Source organism: Cellulomonas sp. URHE0023 (genome assembly GCF_000688475.1).
In the GTDB taxonomy this organism is placed as follows: domain Bacteria; phylum Actinomycetota; class Actinomycetes; order Actinomycetales; family Cellulomonadaceae; genus Cellulomonas.
In genome coordinates, this window is sequence record NZ_JIAN01000009.1 from 165,120 (window position 1) to 182,515 (window position 17,396).

General features: G+C 66.6%; 13 protein-coding genes and 1 tRNA gene. 6 read left to right on the forward strand and 8 right to left on the reverse strand.

Annotated features, from left to right (window positions below; genetic code table 11):
- The first annotated feature begins 131 nt into the window (after positions 1 to 131).
- Genes N553_RS0117580 through N553_RS23445 form a run of 3 tightly spaced genes read left to right on the forward strand, consistent with a single transcriptional unit; the run spans position 132 to position 3,774 of the window.
- On the forward strand, positions 132 to 1,544 hold the full coding sequence (locus N553_RS0117580; RefSeq protein WP_231505310.1) for a type IV secretory system conjugative DNA transfer family protein: 1,413 nt from the start codon (positions 132 to 134) through the stop codon (positions 1,542 to 1,544).
- Positions 1,541 to 2,755: a transglycosylase SLT domain-containing protein gene (locus N553_RS24490; RefSeq protein WP_051640316.1), complete on the forward strand. Its 1,215-nt coding sequence runs from the start codon at positions 1,541 to 1,543 to the stop codon at positions 2,753 to 2,755. The genes N553_RS0117580 and N553_RS24490 overlap by 4 nt, the downstream gene beginning before the upstream one ends.
- Positions 2,752 to 3,774 (forward strand): ArdC family protein, encoded by a 1,023-nt coding sequence (locus N553_RS23445; protein WP_156043893.1) that lies wholly within the window; start codon positions 2,752 to 2,754, stop codon positions 3,772 to 3,774. Before N553_RS24490 ends, N553_RS23445 begins: the two co-directional genes overlap by 4 nt.
- A gap of 51 nt (positions 3,775 to 3,825) precedes the next feature.
- Here N553_RS23445 and N553_RS23450 read toward each other — a convergent pair whose 3' ends face one another.
- The 3 genes from N553_RS23450 to mobF all read right to left on the reverse strand — a co-directional run bounded on the left by N553_RS23450 (position 3,826) and on the right by mobF (position 8,615).
- Positions 3,826 to 4,491 (reverse strand): hypothetical protein, encoded by a 666-nt coding sequence (locus tag N553_RS23450; RefSeq protein WP_197030123.1) that lies wholly within the window; start codon positions 4,489 to 4,491, stop codon positions 3,826 to 3,828.
- A 177-nt stretch (positions 4,492 to 4,668) separates the two neighbouring features.
- The gene (locus tag N553_RS23455; RefSeq protein WP_051640318.1) at positions 4,669 to 5,064 is read right to left on the reverse strand and encodes a hypothetical protein; all 396 of its coding nucleotides are present in this window, start codon (positions 5,062 to 5,064) and stop codon (positions 4,669 to 4,671) included.
- Entirely contained in the window at positions 5,061 to 8,615 is a 3,555-nt protein-coding gene (gene mobF, locus N553_RS23460; protein WP_197030124.1) for a MobF family relaxase, read from the reverse strand. Before mobF ends, N553_RS23455 begins: the two co-directional genes overlap by 4 nt.
- A gap of 196 nt (positions 8,616 to 8,811) precedes the next feature.
- Between mobF and N553_RS0117610 the strand changes: the two genes are divergently transcribed.
- The 3 genes from N553_RS0117610 to N553_RS0117620 all read left to right on the forward strand — a co-directional run bounded on the left by N553_RS0117610 (position 8,812) and on the right by N553_RS0117620 (position 11,020).
- Positions 8,812 to 9,339, forward strand: a complete 528-nt coding sequence (locus N553_RS0117610) for a hypothetical protein (RefSeq protein WP_156043895.1) — start codon at positions 8,812 to 8,814, stop codon at positions 9,337 to 9,339.
- Positions 9,336 to 10,817: a hypothetical protein gene (locus N553_RS0117615; protein WP_028047624.1), complete on the forward strand. Its 1,482-nt coding sequence runs from the start codon at positions 9,336 to 9,338 to the stop codon at positions 10,815 to 10,817. Before N553_RS0117610 ends, N553_RS0117615 begins: the two co-directional genes overlap by 4 nt.
- Positions 10,818 to 10,948: 131 nt before the next feature.
- Positions 10,949 to 11,020, forward strand: a tRNA-Gln gene (locus N553_RS0117620).
- A gap of 24 nt (positions 11,021 to 11,044) precedes the next feature.
- On the opposite strand, the gene N553_RS24495 is transcribed toward N553_RS0117620, so the two are convergent.
- From N553_RS24495 to N553_RS25190, 5 genes are all read right to left on the reverse strand, one after another.
- Positions 11,045 to 12,859 carry a DUF2357 domain-containing protein gene (locus tag N553_RS24495; RefSeq protein WP_081844742.1) on the reverse strand — a complete coding sequence of 605 codons (1,815 nt, stop codon included), beginning with the start codon at positions 12,857 to 12,859 and terminating at the stop codon, positions 11,045 to 11,047.
- A gap of 4 nt (positions 12,860 to 12,863) precedes the next feature.
- Positions 12,864 to 14,033, reverse strand: coding sequence for an McrB family protein (locus N553_RS23470; protein ID WP_051640320.1), 1,170 nt, complete (start codon positions 14,031 to 14,033; stop codon positions 12,864 to 12,866).
- A 5-nt stretch (positions 14,034 to 14,038) separates the two neighbouring features.
- A complete protein-coding gene (locus N553_RS0117635; protein ID WP_028047626.1) occupies positions 14,039 to 14,674 on the reverse strand; it encodes a hypothetical protein in 636 nt (211 codons plus the stop codon).
- Between the two features lies 1 nt (position 14,675).
- A complete protein-coding gene (locus N553_RS23475) occupies positions 14,676 to 15,719 on the reverse strand; it encodes a site-specific DNA-methyltransferase (protein WP_081844756.1) in 1,044 nt (347 codons plus the stop codon).
- 145 nt (positions 15,720 to 15,864) lie between these two features.
- On the reverse strand, positions 15,865 to 16,812 hold the full coding sequence (locus N553_RS25190; RefSeq protein WP_231505311.1) for a hypothetical protein: 948 nt from the start codon (positions 16,810 to 16,812) through the stop codon (positions 15,865 to 15,867).
- Positions 16,813 to 17,396 lie beyond the last annotated feature (584 nt).

Below are 17,396 nucleotides of genomic sequence, written 5' to 3' on the forward strand. Positions count from 1 at the left end.
CGGCGTTGGCCATCGCCGTGATCGCAGCCGCGACGGCAGGCGTCTGGTGGGCGTCGCGGCGCCTCACGCGACCCGACACCACCAGCGCTCGTGCTCTTCGTGACCTGCCCGGGATGGCAGCACCGCGGGACGTGTACGCCGTTGCCGGGCACCGCAGCCTGCGGGCTCGCGCCAACGTCGTTCGACCCTCGTTGGATCGCTCCGCCGGACCCCACGAAGTCGGCTACCGGCTCGGGCGGCTGCGCGGAGTCGACCTGTGGTGCACCGTCGAAGACTCTGCCCTGCTGGTCGGGCCCCCCCGGATGGGCAAAGGCCTGCACGTGGTCATCCCCTGGGTGCTCGACGCCCCCGGCCCGGTCGTGGCGACCTCTACCCGCCCCGACACGCTCGCAATCACGATGCGGGCACGCCGAGCCCGCGGTCCGGTCGCGATCTTTGACCCGCAACGCCTGGCCGGGCTGCCCGGTGGGCTGACCTGGTCACCCGTGCGCGGCTGTGAGACCCCGCGCACTGCGTTGGTCCGTGCCCGCGGCCTGGCCGCCGGCGCCGGGTTCGGGCGCACTGTCTCGGACTCCGACTTTTGGGCCGGACAGACCGAGACCGCTCTGCGCTGCCTGCTGCACGCTGCCGCCCTGGATCATCGCCGGGCCGTCGACCTGTACCGGTGGTCGCTGAACCCGGCCCTGGCCGAAGACGCCATCACCATCCTGAACCGCAGCTCGGGCGCCGCCGACGGGTGGGCGGATGCCTTGGAAGCCTCCATTCACTCCGACCCCCGCACCCGCGACTCCATCTGGCTCGGCGTGCGCCAATCGCTCGCAGCCCTAGCCGACCCTGACGTCCTTGCCGCGGTCGACCCCAAGCCAGGCGAAACCTTCGACCCCATCGCATTCCTGCACGAGTCCGGAACGTTGTACCTACTGGCCTCGGCCGTCGCATCGGGGTCCTGCGCACCTCTGGTGGCCGCGTTCGTCGAAGACATCACCGAGACGGCTCGTGCGCTGGCGGCCCGCTCCCCCGGGGCACGGCTCGACCCGCCGCTGCTGTTGGCCCTCGACGAGATCGCCAACCTCACCCCGCTGCCCTCACTGCCCTCGCTGATGGCCGAAGGCGGGGGCTCCGGGATCACGACCCTGGCGGTCTTGCAGTCCTTGGCTCAGGCCCGCGCCCGCTGGGGTGAACACGCCGCCGACGCCATCTGGGACGCCGCCACCGTCAAGCTCGTCCTGGGCGGCCTGGCCAAGTACCGCGATCTGGACGACGTCGCCCGCCTTCTCGGCGAGATCGACGAGCTCACCGAAACCCGCAACCGCAGCCGCACCGGCGACCACTCCACCTCGACCTCTGTGCGCACGGTCCCGGTGATGACCGCCTCGGTGCTGCGCACCCTGCCCTTCGGCACCGGCGTCCTGCTGCTGCGGCAAACCAAACCCACCGTCATCGACCTGGCCGCTTGGACTGCGCGACGCGACGCGAACGACCTGCGAGCCGACCAACGCGCCGTCGAGCACGCGACCGCCACCGGGACGGCGGTGCCCGCATGATCAAGCTCGCACTCGGCGCGCTCGGCTTCCTGGCCGTACCGGCCGTCGCGATCCTGACCGCCGTCGCCGTCGGAGGAGCGGCCAACGCCTGCATCGCCACATCCGCTGGCGGGCCCCTGGCCCAGGACGCCCCCATCCCGACCGCCGCCCGTACCTGGGTCGCCGAGACCAAGGCTGCTTGCCCCGACCTGCCCGAACCGTGGATCGCTGCGGTCATGGCCCAGGAGTCCGGGTTTCGGCCTGACGCCCACGCCAACGACTCCAACGGCGGCACCTGGGGTCTGCTGCAGATGAACGCTGCCATCTGGCACACCCACTACGGCAGCCCATGGGACGCCGACCTTGACTACAACGGCAACCCGGATATCGAGGACCCGAACACTCATGCCGCGGTCGGCGGCCGGTACCTGTGCGCCCGACTCGACGGCGTACGGCAGATCCGGGCTCAGCATCCCGACTGGGCCTCCTCGGCCATCCCGATCCTGGATGCCCTGGTCATCGCTCACAACGCGGGCGAATCCCGGCTTCGGAGCTATCCGAACATCCCCGCCGTCACGGCCCAGTTCGTCCTCGATGTCGACCAGCACGCGACGACCTGGACCGCCGACGAGACTTCCGGCGCCATCCCCGAGACCGCGAACCGCGAGCAGCCCGCGACATCCCCACCGCCCGATACACCCGACAGCCGCGGCTGCCTCCCATCCCTCGGCGACGGCCAGGTCGTCGTCCCGGCTGGCACATCGGCGGACGTCGCTACCGCCGTGCACAACGCCATGGCCTACCTCGGTGTCACCTCCGGATGGCATCAGCTATGCGACCGGCTCGCGTGCCGCGCCTACGGGTACGTCGGATCCGGGTTCCCATCCGCGAAGGCGCATTGGACCCATGTGGTCGCCACCGGATACGCCCACCCCGCGGACCCCTGCCCGCCGCTGGGCGCGTTCACGTTCTGGAACACCGGACGGCCCTTCGGCCACGCCTCCGTGGTCGTGCAAGCCGACCCCGGCTGCGACCCCAACAAGATCCTGCTCACTGCCAACGGGGTCTTCGACTCCGCCACCGGCAACCACGGCGGCGTCTACCTGATCAGCTTCGCGCACCTGTCCGCGATGTACCTGCACGGCCACGGCTACCTCGGCTGGTCCGAGCCCATCTGCAAGGGAGCCCTGCTCCCCGCAGGCACAACCCACCCCGCTCCTCCGGGTCGATGATCATGATCGACCGAAGCACGCCTTCCCGAGATGAGCGCCTGGCCGCACTTCACGACCAGCTCGTCGCAGCCGTCGCGGCCCTTGTCGAAGCCGATCGCTGGCGACAGATGCTGATCGCCGCCGCCCGCTTTCCGACCTACTCACCGTCCAACGTCCTGCTCATCGCCACACAACGCCCCGACGCCACCCGGGTCGCCGGGATCCGGACCTGGAACAGCTTGGGACGCCACGTCATCAAGGGCGAACACGGCATCGCCATCCTGGCCCCTTGCACCTACCGATCAACAGTCGGCATCGACGCCTCGAGCACCGCTGGTAACCCACCGATGATTGGGAGCATCGTGGACGGCGAGTCAGTCACAATGCGCGAACTTCGTGGCTTCCGGGTCGTCCACGTCTTCGACGTCAGCCAGACCGACGGCCCGCCCCTGCCCGCCGTCGAACCACAGCTGCTGACCGGCGACGCGCCCGACCACCTGTGGGAACACCTTGCCGCTCAAGTCACAGCAGACTCCTACGCGCTTGAGCGCCGTGCGTGCCCGCCTGGCGTGAATGGGTACACGTCGTTCGTCTCACGGACCGTTCGGGTGCGAGACGACGTCGAACTTGCACAGGCCAGCAAGACACTGGCCCACGAGCTCGGGCACATCCGCGCCGACCACGAGCACCGTTTCCCCGACTACGCCACCAGCGCGCAATGCCGCGGCCAAGCCGAGGTCGAGGCGGAGTCGATCGCGTACCTCGTCGCGGCTAGTGCCGGACTGGACACGGCGAACTACTCGCTGCCCTATCTGGCCGGCTGGACCGATGGTCACCCCGAGGCACTGCGCGAATCAGCCGCCCACGTGATCACGGGAGCCCGCGGCATCGGCGTCCCTGACGTCACGGACGGCTGGGCTCCGTCAACCGGTGCCCTCTCGGCGTCTGTCTACGTCGACAGCACAAATGGATTGGACCCGCGCCTCGGCCGCGGTGACGCGAGCGCAGAGCTCGTGCAGGCCAAGACACTCCAAACCTGAAGTGGGAGCGCAGCGTCGACGACCTGTGGCGAGCAGGAATTTGGCCTCGAACTACCACTCTCGACTCGTGCGGATCGGACGACTTCGACCCTCTGATGTCGTCGCCTTCACCGCTTCGAATTTGTCGAGGATCTTCTTGAGACGCTCGATGCTGTTCTCTGACTTGCTCTTGCGTGCGTACGCGAGCACGATCTCGCGGTCGTAGGCGTCCGTCGCGGCCAGGTCGTCGAGGTAGCGCTGCGTCAGTCCAACGGCGATGGCGTCGTGCCAGCCCTTGTATCCCTCATGCACGATGCCTTCAAGCACATTCAGGGCTTCGGAGCTCAGGCCCGCGTCCATTACCTCGCCGGTCACGGCGTTGTACGCCCCGTGCAGCTTCGCCCAGGCGGTGTGCTCTCCCGGGATCCATTCGACCAGCACCACAACACTCCCTTCCAGGTGCTGCACCTTCTCCATGACTTTGTAGGTCGGACACCAGGCGAGTACGACCCCGCCGTCTTGCGGGAAGCCGCTCCGTTCGGTAACGATCTCCAGCTTTGCGAGCTCCGGATGGTGTGTGGCCGAGTCCTTCCGGGGAGCCACCACGGTCAGGCGGGCCCCGTGCTCTCGCGCCACCGCCAGGCCGAGCCGCTTGCCCGGCTGGAGAGTGTCCTGCTCGGTGCCGCGTGGCACATAGACGTATCGGTGCCTCAGCACCTCTCTTAGCTGAGCGTGCATGTCCCCGTCCCTCCCCGATCGTCCTGGTCAGGAGGCTAGATGCGACCACCGACAAACCTTCTTGCGATCGGTCCAGCGCACCGTCTCGAGCGCGGAGGGACGCCGGACGCGATCCCGAGCGCCCTGGGCCTCTGCGACTCCGCCGTCGTGGCACGACCTGCCGACGAAGGTTCAGCCTCAGGGCTCTCGGTGTGCGTCGGGTCGGCACCCCGTTCGGGACACGCAGTCGGCGATCCGTTGGCGTGCGACGGCGAAGCGCTCGTGCCAGTTCAACGGGGCGTCTGCGACGGCACTTGATGCGAACGCGCCCTGCCATGCCAGCTGCAGCGCAGAGAGCTCTTCGATGAGTTGGCCGTGTTGCGTCCAGCATGGGGGCACGATGCGGTGGTCGAGGCGGTAGCGCTCGACAAGCCAGGTGACCCACAGGTCGAGTTCTTCGAGCAGGAGCTCTTGGTCGGCTGGGCTGAATGCGGACCAGACGATCGGGGTGGGTGGTCCGATCGGCGCTGTGAGCACGCGCTTGGGGAAGAACGCCTGCTTCTGAGTCGTCGGTCGGCGGCGGGGGCGGGTCATCGGATCAACGTTCCTTGCGGGACGGGGCTCACGGCGCCGGGGTACGGCTGGCGTGGACTGGTGGGAAGGTGTTGGGGTCGTTGTTGGTCGAGGTGGGCGATCGTGGCGGTGATCTCTGCGAGCCAGGCTGCTCGCGCGTTCGGGTCGCGGGGTTCGGGTCCGAGGCGATCGAGCCAGGCCGGATGGTCGTCGAGTACGGCGCTGGTCAGAGCTGCGGCGCGTTGAGCGATGAGCTCATCGATCGTGGTGATCAGGGCGAGGCCGTCTTCGTCGAGGCTCTCGCTGCTCCGGGTGATGGGCACGTCTCGCGGCTGCTCGGCGTGGGCGCGGAGCCACTTGTTTGCCTCGCTCGTCAGTTCGGTGATGGTGCCGTCCTCGCCAGTCGCGTCAACGATCTCGCGCAGGACCTTCGTGGTCTGCGGGGTGAGGGTGGCGATGCGGTCCAAGGTCGTGAACAGGCCGCCCGCCTCGACGGAGGCCAGGTCTTGGAGAGCGCGGTCGTCCAGTCCGGCACGGGTGAACGCTGCGGTCCATCGGGTGCGGGATGCCTCGGCGAGCAAGGTGCGTCGGATGGGCTCGAGGCGATGCATGGACCCTGCTGCGATCTGCTCGGTGGCGATTTGCGCGGTGGCGGACTGCTCGGCGCCCGGTGTGGCGACGATCGTGGCGACGACCTCGTGGCCGGCGCTGCTGGTCGGGACGTCGGGTAGGTCGTCGCAGTCGGGGTCGACGGCGTCGAGGGCGACGTAGACGTGGTTAGCGTGGCGCCCGCGGGACATCGCGACGTAGAGGTTCTCGCGGGCCATGCCGGGGTGGGCCAGCACATGCGCCCGGTCCACCGTCATGCCTTGGGCGCGGTGGGTGGTGGACGCGTAGCCGAGCTCGATGTCGTGGGCGACGTAGTGCGGCGGCAGCACGATCGATACGGGTGCGGTGCCTGTGGCGGATCGCGTCCGCGTCGCGGAGATCGACCCGTCGGGGTGGGTCAGGGTGACGGTCCAGAGGTCCCCGTTGTGCACGTAGGCGTGCCGCCCGGCTCCGTCGGGGCGAAGGGTGCGGTCGTTGCGGCGGGTCACGATCCGGTCCCCCGGCCCAATCTGTTCCCCGGCCACGGTTGTCACCCCGGCTGGTGCGACGAGCCCGTCGGCGACGCGATCCTTGTGGGCGCGGGCGTTCAGCGCCGCCACGGTTCGGGCGTCGGGGGCCAGCAGGATCGCGTCGGCGCCGTTGTCGATGTCGGTGGCCCAGGCCGTGTAGGCGTCCTCGAGCATCGCTTCGGCCGCTCCGGCGTGCACCCGGTCGTGGTCGATGTACGCGTCTAGGACGGTGGGGTCGCCGTCGCGCAGCCCGAGGCTGGCCGTGGCTTCCCAGGGGTGGCTGAATCGCCACAGGGAGGTGAGTCGGGCGGGTCTGCTGCGCTCCGCGAGCAGCGCGAACGCGCCGCCAGCGTCGACGGCGGAAAGCTGCCCGTGGTCACCGACCAGCAGCACCTTGGCCCCGGCCAGCCCTGCCTGAGTGACGATCGTGTCCAGCGTGAGGGTTCCGGCCAGAGATGCTTCGTCCACGATCACGAGCTGCCCCGGGCACATCACCCAACGCGCGTCTTCTCGGTCCTGCCCGGTCAAGGCGGTCTGGATCGTCCGCACCGCCCAAATGTCGCCCCGGTGTGCGGCGAGGTCTCGGGCGCTGACCAACTGCCCGCGGATGAGGTTGCGCCGCTGGGCGCCGGTCCCGGTCGACTCGAAGGTCCACTTGGCTGTGTTCTCACACGTGATCCCCAAGGCTCGGGCCAGCTCGGCCGCGGCCGCCGATGACGGCGCAAGTCCGATCACCGATCCGCGTCCGTAGGTGTGTTCCCAGGCTCGGCGAACACCGCGCAAGGTGGTCGTCTTGCCCGACCCCGCGGGCCCGACGAGTACGTCCACGCGACGCCCGGAGGTGACGACGTGCCGCACGACCTCGACCTGGTCCGGCGCGAGCCGCGTCTGACCCTCCCCAGCGACGGCCGCGACTAACGCAGCCGGCGAGGTCGCCGGTGCGTCCAGAACGCCGGCCGCGTCCAGGAGCCGCGCTTCGGCAGCCAGGACTTTGCGACCGGTGAACCGTTCCTCGTCGGGACGGTCGAACACCGACGACCCATCGGGCCGCTGATAGGCCGGCCCCGGGACGAACAGTGCAGGAGGAGCGGTCGAAATGGCCCCGGACAGGACCGTGCTCGTGACGGCGTCGAGCAGCGCCAGCCGGTCGTTCGGGCTAGCCATGACGAATCCGCGGGTGACCCGGGCGGCTTCGGCCAGCACATTCCACCGCGTCCAGGTCGAGCGCCGCTCCATCACCCCCGCCAGCACCGCCTCGGCCACCCTCTCGATCACCGGCGCGGGCACCGCATCCGCACGTAGCGGGACCGCTCGTCCGCGGGCCAGGACCGCCTCGGTGAGCTCCTCCGGCGACCGGCCGGTCAGGGCCGATGCACGTCGACGCCAAGCCGCCAGGAGCTCACCGAGCGGGCGGACATGCTTGGCCGGTCGGGTCGCCCGGGTCACCGTCTGGCGTAGCCGGGTGATCTCGATCCGGTTCGGCGTGCGCCCGTGGGCCGCGGCGAACCGCACGACCTCGTCGGTCATCGCCTCATCGATCCGGGTCGAACGCGAGGAGAACTCCCCCATCAGCGCATCGCCGATTCCCTCAACCTCCAGTCGCGGGCTGCGCCGCTCACCGCGGTGTCGCCACCCCCACCGCACGGGCAGCCGCCGGGCGAGCTCGTCGGCCATCAGTGCGTCATAGACCTCGGAGATCGCCACCGTCGCGTGGTGCAGCGCCCGCGAGTCCAGCGACCGCCACACGCCATCAAGACCCTGCACCTTGTTCGCGACCACCAGGTGGGTGTGCAGGTTCGGGTCGCCCGCCCGGGAATCCCAGTGGTCGAACCCGACCGCGACTGCACCGCGGGTGCGCTCCTGGCGGCACCCGGCATGCCCAGTCCGAGTGAACAGGGCGCGGGCCTCCAAGAACGCCAACGCCTGACCCGCAGCCGCGCGATGCGCCCCAAGAACCGTCGCCTGCGTGCGGTCGTCGGCCACCGCCCACAGGGCAGACACGGACTTTGGCGGCGTGAAGGTCAGGTCGAACCCCGCCACCGCCTTCGGCGTACCACGCGCGAGCTCGACCCTGGTGATCGCTGCGACCGCCGAATGCCTTGCCGCGTCGTCCATCTCCGGCGGAAGTGCGCGCACCTGCGCTTCGACACGCTTAGCGACGGGCTCACAGCCGGGATAGACCCGTCCCAGCGGACTACCGGTCAGCGGATCACAGCCCCGACCGAACATCCGAGCCATCGGCTCCTGCTCCACCTGCGCCCCCACCGCGAGCCCGACTGCGTCGGCTCCCCCGACACCTGCCAGGCCCGCGCCGAGCCACCGCCCAGGAGGGTTCCCCGACTCGGTGTAGTACGCCGTCAACGACGTCGTACCGGCGCGATCGCAGTCTCCGGTCGCGGTGTGGCGCAACAGATACTGGTAGCCGGCGCCGGCCGTCAGCCGGTGCAACGTCATCACCATCGCGTCGGCCCCGCTGACGACCGTGCCCCATCGCTCATGCGTAGTAGTGCGCCCGAAAACGTGTAACACGCGATCTGAACCTCGCGTGATCAATCCGGTGGTGCCAGAGGTGTCATGGCCCTCATCCGTCCCAACGACCACCGTCGAAACCGACCTCGCGTCTTACACACCTCCTGGCGCACCTAGTCGTGTGACCGAGTTTCATCCACACATCCGGCCGATCGATCACATCGACCACCAGGGGCGCAGCACGGTGGACGAACCCGGTAGGACGACGAGAGAGGCGCAAGCGATGAGCACGACATGGGACACACCGGCCGCTGTGCTGATCGAGCACGTCGCGGATGGGTGGGAAGGGCTGTGGTCACTGCTCTACGCAGCCAGCCACGCCACCGTGAAGCTGAGCCTGAGCGTCCCGCTGACCACCAGCGCCGACCTGACCTTCGCGGCCATGGACCTCCGCGAAGCCCGCGACGAGCTCGAATGGCTCCACGAACACCTGACCACCGGCGCGGTCGCCGTCGACCTCGGCCCCCTCCGCCCCACCGACCTGCATGTCGACGCCCGCCAGATCCTCGGCAGGCTCACCGACGCGATCCTCGAGCGCACCTACGCGCTAATCGACGCCGGCACCACGCCGGCCGAGACCGCCTGCCTTCGCCGCGTCGCCGGCAAGGTCTACACAGCCCGCGCCACCATCCTCGGGCCAGTGCCGTGACGACCTACGGCGACCTCGTCAGCCAGGCAGCCGCCGACCTGCACACCGGATTCCTGCAGTTCATGATCAACGGGTTCGACTCACCCGATCACGCGCGCAACGTCATCGGCGCCCACTACGACACCCTGTGCACCCTGCGGTCGCACACCTGGGCGCTCATCGACCCCCAGCACGTCCGCACCAATCTCCTGGTCGAACAGACAGAAGAAGCGCCGGACGACATCGACCGGTACGCGGCAGGAGTGTTCACCTCGATCCGGGCGATCAACCCGAGACGGATCGAGACCCCCTACCCCGACTTCGACTTCACCCACCCCTGGCTCGACGCCAACCAGAAACTCAATGCTGCCGCGGACCTGCTCGCGACCCACGTCGGCCCGCACCTGTCCCCGCGCAGCGAATTTGCCCGACTCGTCCTCGAGGACGAGCGCCGCCAATCAGCGCTGGGGACACTCGCCGAACTGACCGAGCTCCAGCTCGCCGCGCAGCAACCCCTCGGCCACCGCGCGATCCAAGCCGGCATCCCCTGGTCGACACTGCACGACTGGCTCCCCGGAATCCAGGAACCACTGCGACGCGCACAGCAACTCCGACAGCTCGTCGAGCAGGCAACCCCCGGCCACGGACTGTGGGACATCCCGCTCAACCAGCACACCGTGCGCGTTGGGCAACCCATCGACGAGCTCACCGACCGTCTCGCACGACTACGCCACGCGGCTTGGGCGCTGAGCTACCAACCGGAACACGCCATGGCCACCCTGCGAGACTTGGCCGGCCTGGGCGTCGCCGTGCACGCGCACGCTGCGACCCTGTACGGCATCAATGTGACGGCTCCCCAGAACCGGTCCCAGGCCCGGCCCAAGGACGTGCCCGTCGACATCTCGCCGGCTCCCGCCGAAGCCAACTGGATCCTCGCGGGTGGACGAGCCTGGCAACGAGTCGGAGCCGACCTTCACCGCTACCTGGCCCCGGCAGTACCCGATCCGGGAATCCGCGAAGACGTCCTAGCAGTGCGCCAACTGCTCAATGACCTGCTACCTCTGCAGAAGCCGATCCGACTGTCCGGCTTCCACGACGCGGTCACGCGCCGCCTCGCGGCCGTCGTGAACGGCGCGGTCGGCAGCATGGCGCGGGTCGCCGAGTGGAACGCGGCGACCTTCTCGGCTATGGCCGCCTCCGGGGCGGTGCAGGTCCGAATGAGCGACCTCACCGGCGACGAGATCACCGATAGCCCGGAGATCGCGGCGACGAAGCTTCGACGTCCTCGGGCGACTCGAGTCGAAGCCCCCGCCGCGACGAGGGCCCACACGATCGCGCTGTACAAGACCGTCCATGTCGCCACCACCAAGGTCCCGTCGAGTGCTCCCGAACACCTGCCGGGAGCACTCGTCGAGCAGGGGCCAACTCTTGAACGGGCGCCGATGCCTTGGCCAGCGCACGCCTCGCCGACGCAATCCTCGATCGGACGAACACGATAATCGACGCCGAGGCGACGCTGGCGAGACGCCCTGCCTCGCAAGCGTCGCAGCCGAGTCGGCAGTACTCGTGCTGTACTCTAGGTTCGCCGCTCAAAGGGAATGCATGTTGGACCGAGGACCCATATTGACGGTGGGGTATGGTGTAATTGGCAGCACGACTGATTCTGGTTCAGTTAGTCTAGGTTCGAGTCCTGGTACCCCAGCTCAAACGGAGCATTTCGCTCACGTCATGTAACCCAATACTGTTCTCCCGCGAAGCGGGGCCCAGGTCGAGACAACTCCCAGGGTGGAAGCGCGAGCACGTCCTCCAGCCAACGCTGTAGATGGCCCGTATTGCTCGGGAGAAACGGGATTGCTCCAACTCCCAATTCGTAGTGGGAGCGCCACAACGGCGAACTGGCGAAGTTCTCGGAGGGCCCACTACCGAGGGGGAAAAGGGCGGCGCAACGAACCACTGGGCGCTGCCGACTCCCGCTGGGCCCCACCGTTATCGCGTCGCGGTAACGATGGAGCGCATTGATGGCATCGTACGGCGGCCCCGGAACGCCAAATGTCTTGAGATACGGCCCGGAAGCATCGAGCCGATACTTGGCGTCGAGCACGAGGACGAGCTCAAGCCCATCTTCGTAGGCAAGTCCAACGACCACATCGGGTTTCTGCGCGCCGGTGAGCCCGTGGTATCGCTTGTTGTAGGTAACGCTGCCCCGACGCCCATCGGCCATTTCGAAGCTGACGGTGGACTGCACCCCCTTGCGCAGGCCGATGCGCAGTCCGCTCGAATCGATCGCGAATACTTCACCGAGGTCGGGCACGGCGCCGAGGACGGAAGTCAACGTCCTAACTACCTCAATGAAGCACCATGCCTCATAGATGTCGTTAACGTCGGAGAAGCTCGCGCGGATCTCCCCTTCGTTGAGCCCCAAGGCGAGTCGAAGTGCTAGGAGAGAGGCATACGCCTCTCCATACCCAGGCCGATGCAGCATCGTGAGCGAAGCAAACCCCTGCGGCGGTGGGGAGTTTGACTGACCGAGGACCGGTAGAGATGCCATCGCGTTGAGCCGGGCTTCCATGTCGACTAGTGATGCGGCCTCGGTCTCGGCACGACTGGTGTCTCGATCCTGGGATCGAAGTGCGGCAATGAACACCTCATGCTCCTGCAGGATCGTCGCGACCCTTCGTCTGGCGTTGGTCAGCTGCTGACGTAGGAACCGGTGTTCAGGCGTGTCGAGTGTCTCCTCGACGGTCGCGGCCGGCACTTGCTCGCGCATGGGACCGACCGCATCTACGCTCTGCCACGGTCCGCGGCCCTTTCCCGACGCGATCGCACGAACGGTCGCGGGAGCCGCTCGCCGGAGCCTGTCTGCCCGCACGGGCTGCCAAACCCTTTCGAGAATCCGGTGCGGATGTTCGTTGACGTAGCGCATCGAACGTTCAAGGTGCAGCACGCGATCGCGCAGGATCGTGATCCACTCCAAGTTCGATGGCTGGGCTCCCTCGCTCGATGGGCCCAACGATCTGTGCGTCGCTTTCATGTACTCGAGGGCGAGTCCACGAGCTACCCCCGACAGCGCGAGAACGCACGCCTGGTAGTCGGTGGAGTAGTCGATCTTCGTCGGGAACACAGAGAGCGCTATGTCGAGCGAAATCGCTCCCACCGAGACGCTGAGCTGGGCAGCCCCTACCTGTCTCTGAAAGTTGATCGTTCCCGACAGCATCCGGTCCTCGGGATACGCGTCAATCGAATTGAAGAGCCCCGGATCCCGGCCCGAGAGCACGGGAATTTCGTCAATGCGGGCCCGTATCCGCACTCTGTAGGTCGTCTGTTCGAAGAACCGCGGACCTGCACTTCCCCTCTCCCAGGGAACCTGACCCGAGGCGCTGCCGACAAAGACTTCGACCCGCTCGCCACCCGCATCGACGACAAGCGGAGCATCGGCTGTCGTCGGCCCATCCGCGAACTGACCCGTAGGACTGTCAGTCGGACCAACAATCGTCAACAGGACACTGTCAGTCTCAACTCGAAGAAGCTCGACGGCTGCCATCGAGCTAGAGCCAGTAACTCGTGAAGCCGGACTCCTTCAGCCGGCTCTGCATCAGTTCAACGCGATCCGCCACAAACGGAAAGGCGCGCACAGCGCCCCCCTGGTCGGCACCCTTCGCCCACGCGTGGAGAGAATCCAAGACCAAAGCGATCGACGCGCCGCCACCTTGGATTCGAGGGAGGACCTTCATAGAAACAGCAAGGTCCAGCGGATCGACCTGCGCGCCGCCACTTGTGACGAACTGTTCGTGCAGGTCGCGCGAAGCGAGCCAGAACAGGCAGATCTCATCGCGGACCCGATAGCCGAACTGAAGCTGCGCAGTCTCGAGGATCTCGTTCACCCGCACGAGAACGTCGATGACTTCGAGCAAGTCCGGGGACTGCGCCTCAGGGTGCGACGTCAGCGTCGTCGCAGCGCCCCGCCACTCATCGCTCGTCCATTGGACGGCGACGGCCTCGGTCAGAGCGGGGATCATCCTGAGGTCGATCTTACTGAACTCGATGACGAAAGCACGGTCGAGCACTTTGCGTGAGAAGCCGAACGTCGTCTCGTCCATATTGACCGAGCCGACGAGGCACAGGTTCGGCGGGATGCCGACCGTTGACCAGTCGACGTCCTCGACGATCGGTGCACCATCAAGCAACGGAGGGGTCGCGTATCCGTCACGCCCGTCGCCTCGCTGCTCGATGCGGCTCAGGACTTCGGCTAGATAGTACTCAACTCGCGCGATGTTCATTTCGTCCAGAATAAAGAACATCTCAACGTCGGGCGCCTCGTGCGCGCGCTTCGAAAATTCGAGAAGCGCCCCCGGGCGAAAGCTCCGGTCAAGGCGCTCAAAGCCGAGCAATTCGCTGCCGTCAGTCCAGTCGGGCCGCACAGGCACCACGACTGCCTCGCCACCAGTTGCCTCCGCGAGGAGACCGGGCAATTTCGTCTTTCCTGTGCCGCTGATGCCAGCAAGGATCACAAACGGCTTCGCCCGAACCGCTGCAACAAACGCCGCGATCTGCCATGGTTCAAATACGAACCCCTTCGCCCGCAAGTATTCGACGAGCGCGCTTGCATCGCGCTGGGCGGCCGCGGCCGCGACAGCGGGACGCGGGGCGGCGTCGCCCGCCTGCGCGGGCCGCCAGTCGTCGCGCTCAGCTAGTTGCGCCACAAAAGTCTGAGGCATCTCTCTCAAGCCCGATCGAATAGGGTGCGGATCTCAACATCGTTGAGGCCGAGGTCTGCCACGAACTGGTCAACCAGCCTCTCGTCACTTGGCTCCGAAACGCCGAATTTCGCGTCGAGGTCCGCGAATCGGAACCACCAGACTGCACAATCAATCAGGCGCGGCAGGGGGATCTGCGCATTGCCGAGCAGGAGAATCCTTTGTAGAGCTTCCGGATCCGTGGTCTCGGGAAACGTGAATGTCATCGGCGACTTGCCGGCCACACGAATGATCAGACCCGGCTCCCGAAACTGCCAACTGTTGACGGTGTCCGATGGGCCGTTTGACCAGTAGCGGTGGCTCACGTATCCGCGGCCAGTCTTGTCTCGGTCGTAGCCGAATGGCTTGAGATATGGGGAGCCCTCCTCAGGAGCCACCTCCAGATCATCCCTCCACGCGGCCATCTCGCGAACGGCGGTCAAGAATGGTTCAGATTTCTTCCCCGTGCGAACTTCCTGAGGCAGGTCGAAGTCTGGATCTCCCGCCTGAATAACCACGGCGCGCTTAAAAATCAGGTAGTCCGTTAGGGCGGGCAGTGCGCGTGAGATTCCGAGTGCGTCCAGTGCCGCCTTTATCGATTCTGCCGACAAGTAGGAGGTCATTCTATTCACCCCGCCTAACGCCGAGGACCTCATCTGCATCGAGTTCCTTTAAGGCTGCCGCCGCCGTGGCACAGTATTCGTCGCTCAAATCAATTCCGACCGACCTGAATCCGGCCCTCCGTGCAAACAGCATGGATGTGCCGCTGCCGTTGAACGGATCAAGCACGACACCGCCCGGGGGTGTGGTTGACAGGATCGGAATTCTCACCAGATCTTCCGAGAACGACGCTCGATGGCTCCCCCCGCCCGAGGATGTCTTCACGGTCCAAGTATCCAGGGGCGGCAGGATGCGGCCACTCGGCTGCATTCGACCGACCGGCGCCTGGTCGAAGTAGTACCACCGGTTTCTGGTCAGGTGGAAGACGTATTCGTGCGAGGTGGAGCAGCGGTCTCGGACCTGGTCGGGCACCGGGTTCGGCTTGACCCAGACGTTGTCGTTCCGGACCAACCAGCCGCGGTCTTGGAGCGCGATCGCAAGGCGATGAGGAACGAGCAGCAGCTGCTTCGGCTTCGTCCACTGGCCGTCGCCAGGCCTGTCCTGTGGGCGCAAGCCGAATCGCCTAGCCCCTTGCTTCACTTCGGCGCTCTTGTGAGCGCCCTTCCCGCTCCAGTAGGTGTCTCCGATGTTGATCCACATCGAACCCGTGTCGCTCAGAAGTTCGCCGCATAGGTCGAAGACGTTTGCGAGCCGATCGATGAACTCCTGAGGGTGCTCCTCAAGCCCGATCTGCCCGTCAACCCCGTAGTCACGCTGCCCGTAGTACGGCGGCGATGTGACGATCGTGTCGACCTTCAGTCCAACGTCGATGAGATCCTGCAAGCGTGCTTCCACGTCGCCGTTGAGAAGGATCGACCTCGAGTCGGCGTAGGAGACGGACCGCAGGTTGGAAGCTGCGTCAAAAGTCTCCGCTGATGCCGTGACTGGTCGAAGCGCACGGTTGGCCGGCGTGTCCTTCAGTTTGCCGTCGGGACCGATGGACTGCCCATGCGGGGGGGCCGGGAACCGTCGGGGAGACGACGAGCTCTCGGGGTCAGGCGTGAACATCACAAGCTCCTTCGACGGCGGCGGGCTCAGCGTACGACGGGGCACCTTGCGGACCCATCGCGACCCGCGCAGTCAACCAGCGGAGACCCACATCGCATCTCGATGACTGCCGGGCGCAGTTTCCGGCGCAACGCTGCCACCACGTTCACGTCGTCGTTCGCTGCGCCCAGACCGCATCGCTCGCTTCCAGGTCGACGTATCGCAGGCGGAGCGCTTCGCAGGCTGACGCAGCGGCCGACGATGGTTGGGTCCGAGCCATGGACTCGAGCAGCTCGTCAAGATGCAGCAGCCGCACCAGTGACGGATCAGCGAGAAGGCTCGCGTAGTCATCGACGATCCGGCGAGCGTCGCGGTCGGCACCGTGCGCGACTAGAACGTAGATCGGCTCGGCCACGACACCAAGCTTCTCCGAAATAGCGGCCGCCAGGGCATGGCAACGCAGCGGTTGGTTGAGGCGTCTGGGGACGAGCTCCAGCGCTCCGGGTCGCCACAGAGATCGACGGCCGGCGAGTGCCGCGTATGCCGAACCAATGCGTGGCACTCTGCTCACGTGTCGGTCGGCATATTTCGTTTCAAAGACGATGTGCCGTTCCGTGTCATCAATGAGCACGCGCAAGAGGAAGTCCACACGCGTCATGTCGTGCAAATACTCGCTTCGGCGCGCCGGAGCGAATTCGAGCTCTCGATCCAGAATTGACGAAACAGGGAGGCCGAGGACCTCGGACAGTACCGATTCTGTCCAGCCGGGCCAATTTAGCAACGTACTGAAGAGATTGATGGTCAACGTCTGACTCGACGTCATGACCGACGTGCAACGGAATGGCTCTAGTCCCCAACCGGCGTGCCTGCGCGATGTATACATCGAGCTCGCATGCTCGGCAACAAAGTTCAGATGCGCGCTCGCGTCGGCCGGCGCAAGCACGCTGCCCAGCGGTCGGCCACTCGGCGGCGGCAACGCGCCGAAACGTTCGAGACCGAGAATGGTGCGCCGGTACCAGGCTTGGTGTACTCGCAACCGAGCACTGAGCGGTGGCTCCCTCACGGATAGCGGACCGAGGTCGGAGTACTCAACTACGGGTCCGGCCGACAACATGTCAGGGAGCCTAGAGGTCGAGGCTCGTCAAGGTCGCTCACGAGCCGGTCCGAGTTGAATTACAGCCGGTCGATCCAAGTGTCCCCATCTCGGGTGTCCCAACTGGAGCCAGGGCTCTCTCGATTCGTCGACGACATGGACGCCCGCTGATGCAGGTCCGCCAGGAGGCCTTGTGCCTCCAACGTGTTCAGATCGCGGAGAGACTGCACTGGACGTCCCACCAGGCTTTCGACCAGCCGCTGTCGTTCGGCCATCTCGCCCACTCCACATGCGTCAAGTGATCGTCGAAGTTGAGTCACTAGCCAATCGGGAACACTGGGGGGTGGGGGCGGGGTGAGTTCGACTGGCGCCGAGAATCGTGCGTCGCCATCCCCGAAGAGGGCGCCATCTAGGGACATAGTCGAGATCGTATGTGGCGACGTCGATAGGCGGCGCCAGTATGCTCTTGGACGTCGATCCCCTCGTCGCGGCTGGTGTCATGAGCATCACTAGGGACGCCGGCTGCCGGGTTCATCGAGCCCGTTGCGGACCGGTGGCAGGACTGCAATCGCTGCTCTACGAGGCAAGCCACGCCACCTTGAAGC

Bases quoted from the DNA above. Each gene is read 5' to 3' on its own strand.
- N553_RS24490 (WP_051640316.1), top strand. From the start codon at position 1,541: ATGATCAAGCTCGCACTCGGCGCGCTCGGCTTCCTGGCCGTACCGGCC.
- N553_RS23445 (WP_156043893.1), top strand. From the start codon at position 2,752: ATGATCATGATCGACCGAAGCACGCCTTCCCGAGATGAGCGCCTGGCC.
- N553_RS23450 (WP_197030123.1), bottom strand. From the start codon at position 4,491: ATGCACGCTCAGCTAAGAGAGGTGCTGAGGCACCGATACGTCTATGTG.
- N553_RS23455 (WP_051640318.1), bottom strand. From the start codon at position 5,064: ATGACCCGCCCCCGCCGCCGACCGACGACTCAGAAGCAGGCGTTCTTC.
- mobF (WP_197030124.1), bottom strand. From the start codon at position 8,615: ATGACGTTGCACCGGCTGACGGCCGGCGCCGGCTACCAGTATCTGTTG.
- N553_RS24495 (WP_081844742.1), bottom strand. From the start codon at position 12,859: ATGGCAGCCGTCGAGCTTCTTCGAGTTGAGACTGACAGTGTCCTGTTG.
- N553_RS23470 (WP_051640320.1), bottom strand. From the start codon at position 14,033: ATGCCTCAGACTTTTGTGGCGCAACTAGCTGAGCGCGACGACTGGCGG.
- N553_RS0117635 (WP_028047626.1), bottom strand. From the start codon at position 14,674: ATGACCTCCTACTTGTCGGCAGAATCGATAAAGGCGGCACTGGACGCA.
- N553_RS23475 (WP_081844756.1), bottom strand. From the start codon at position 15,719: ATGTTCACGCCTGACCCCGAGAGCTCGTCGTCTCCCCGACGGTTCCCG.
- N553_RS25190 (WP_231505311.1), bottom strand. From the start codon at position 16,812: ATGTTGTCGGCCGGACCCGTAGTTGAGTACTCCGACCTCGGTCCGCTA.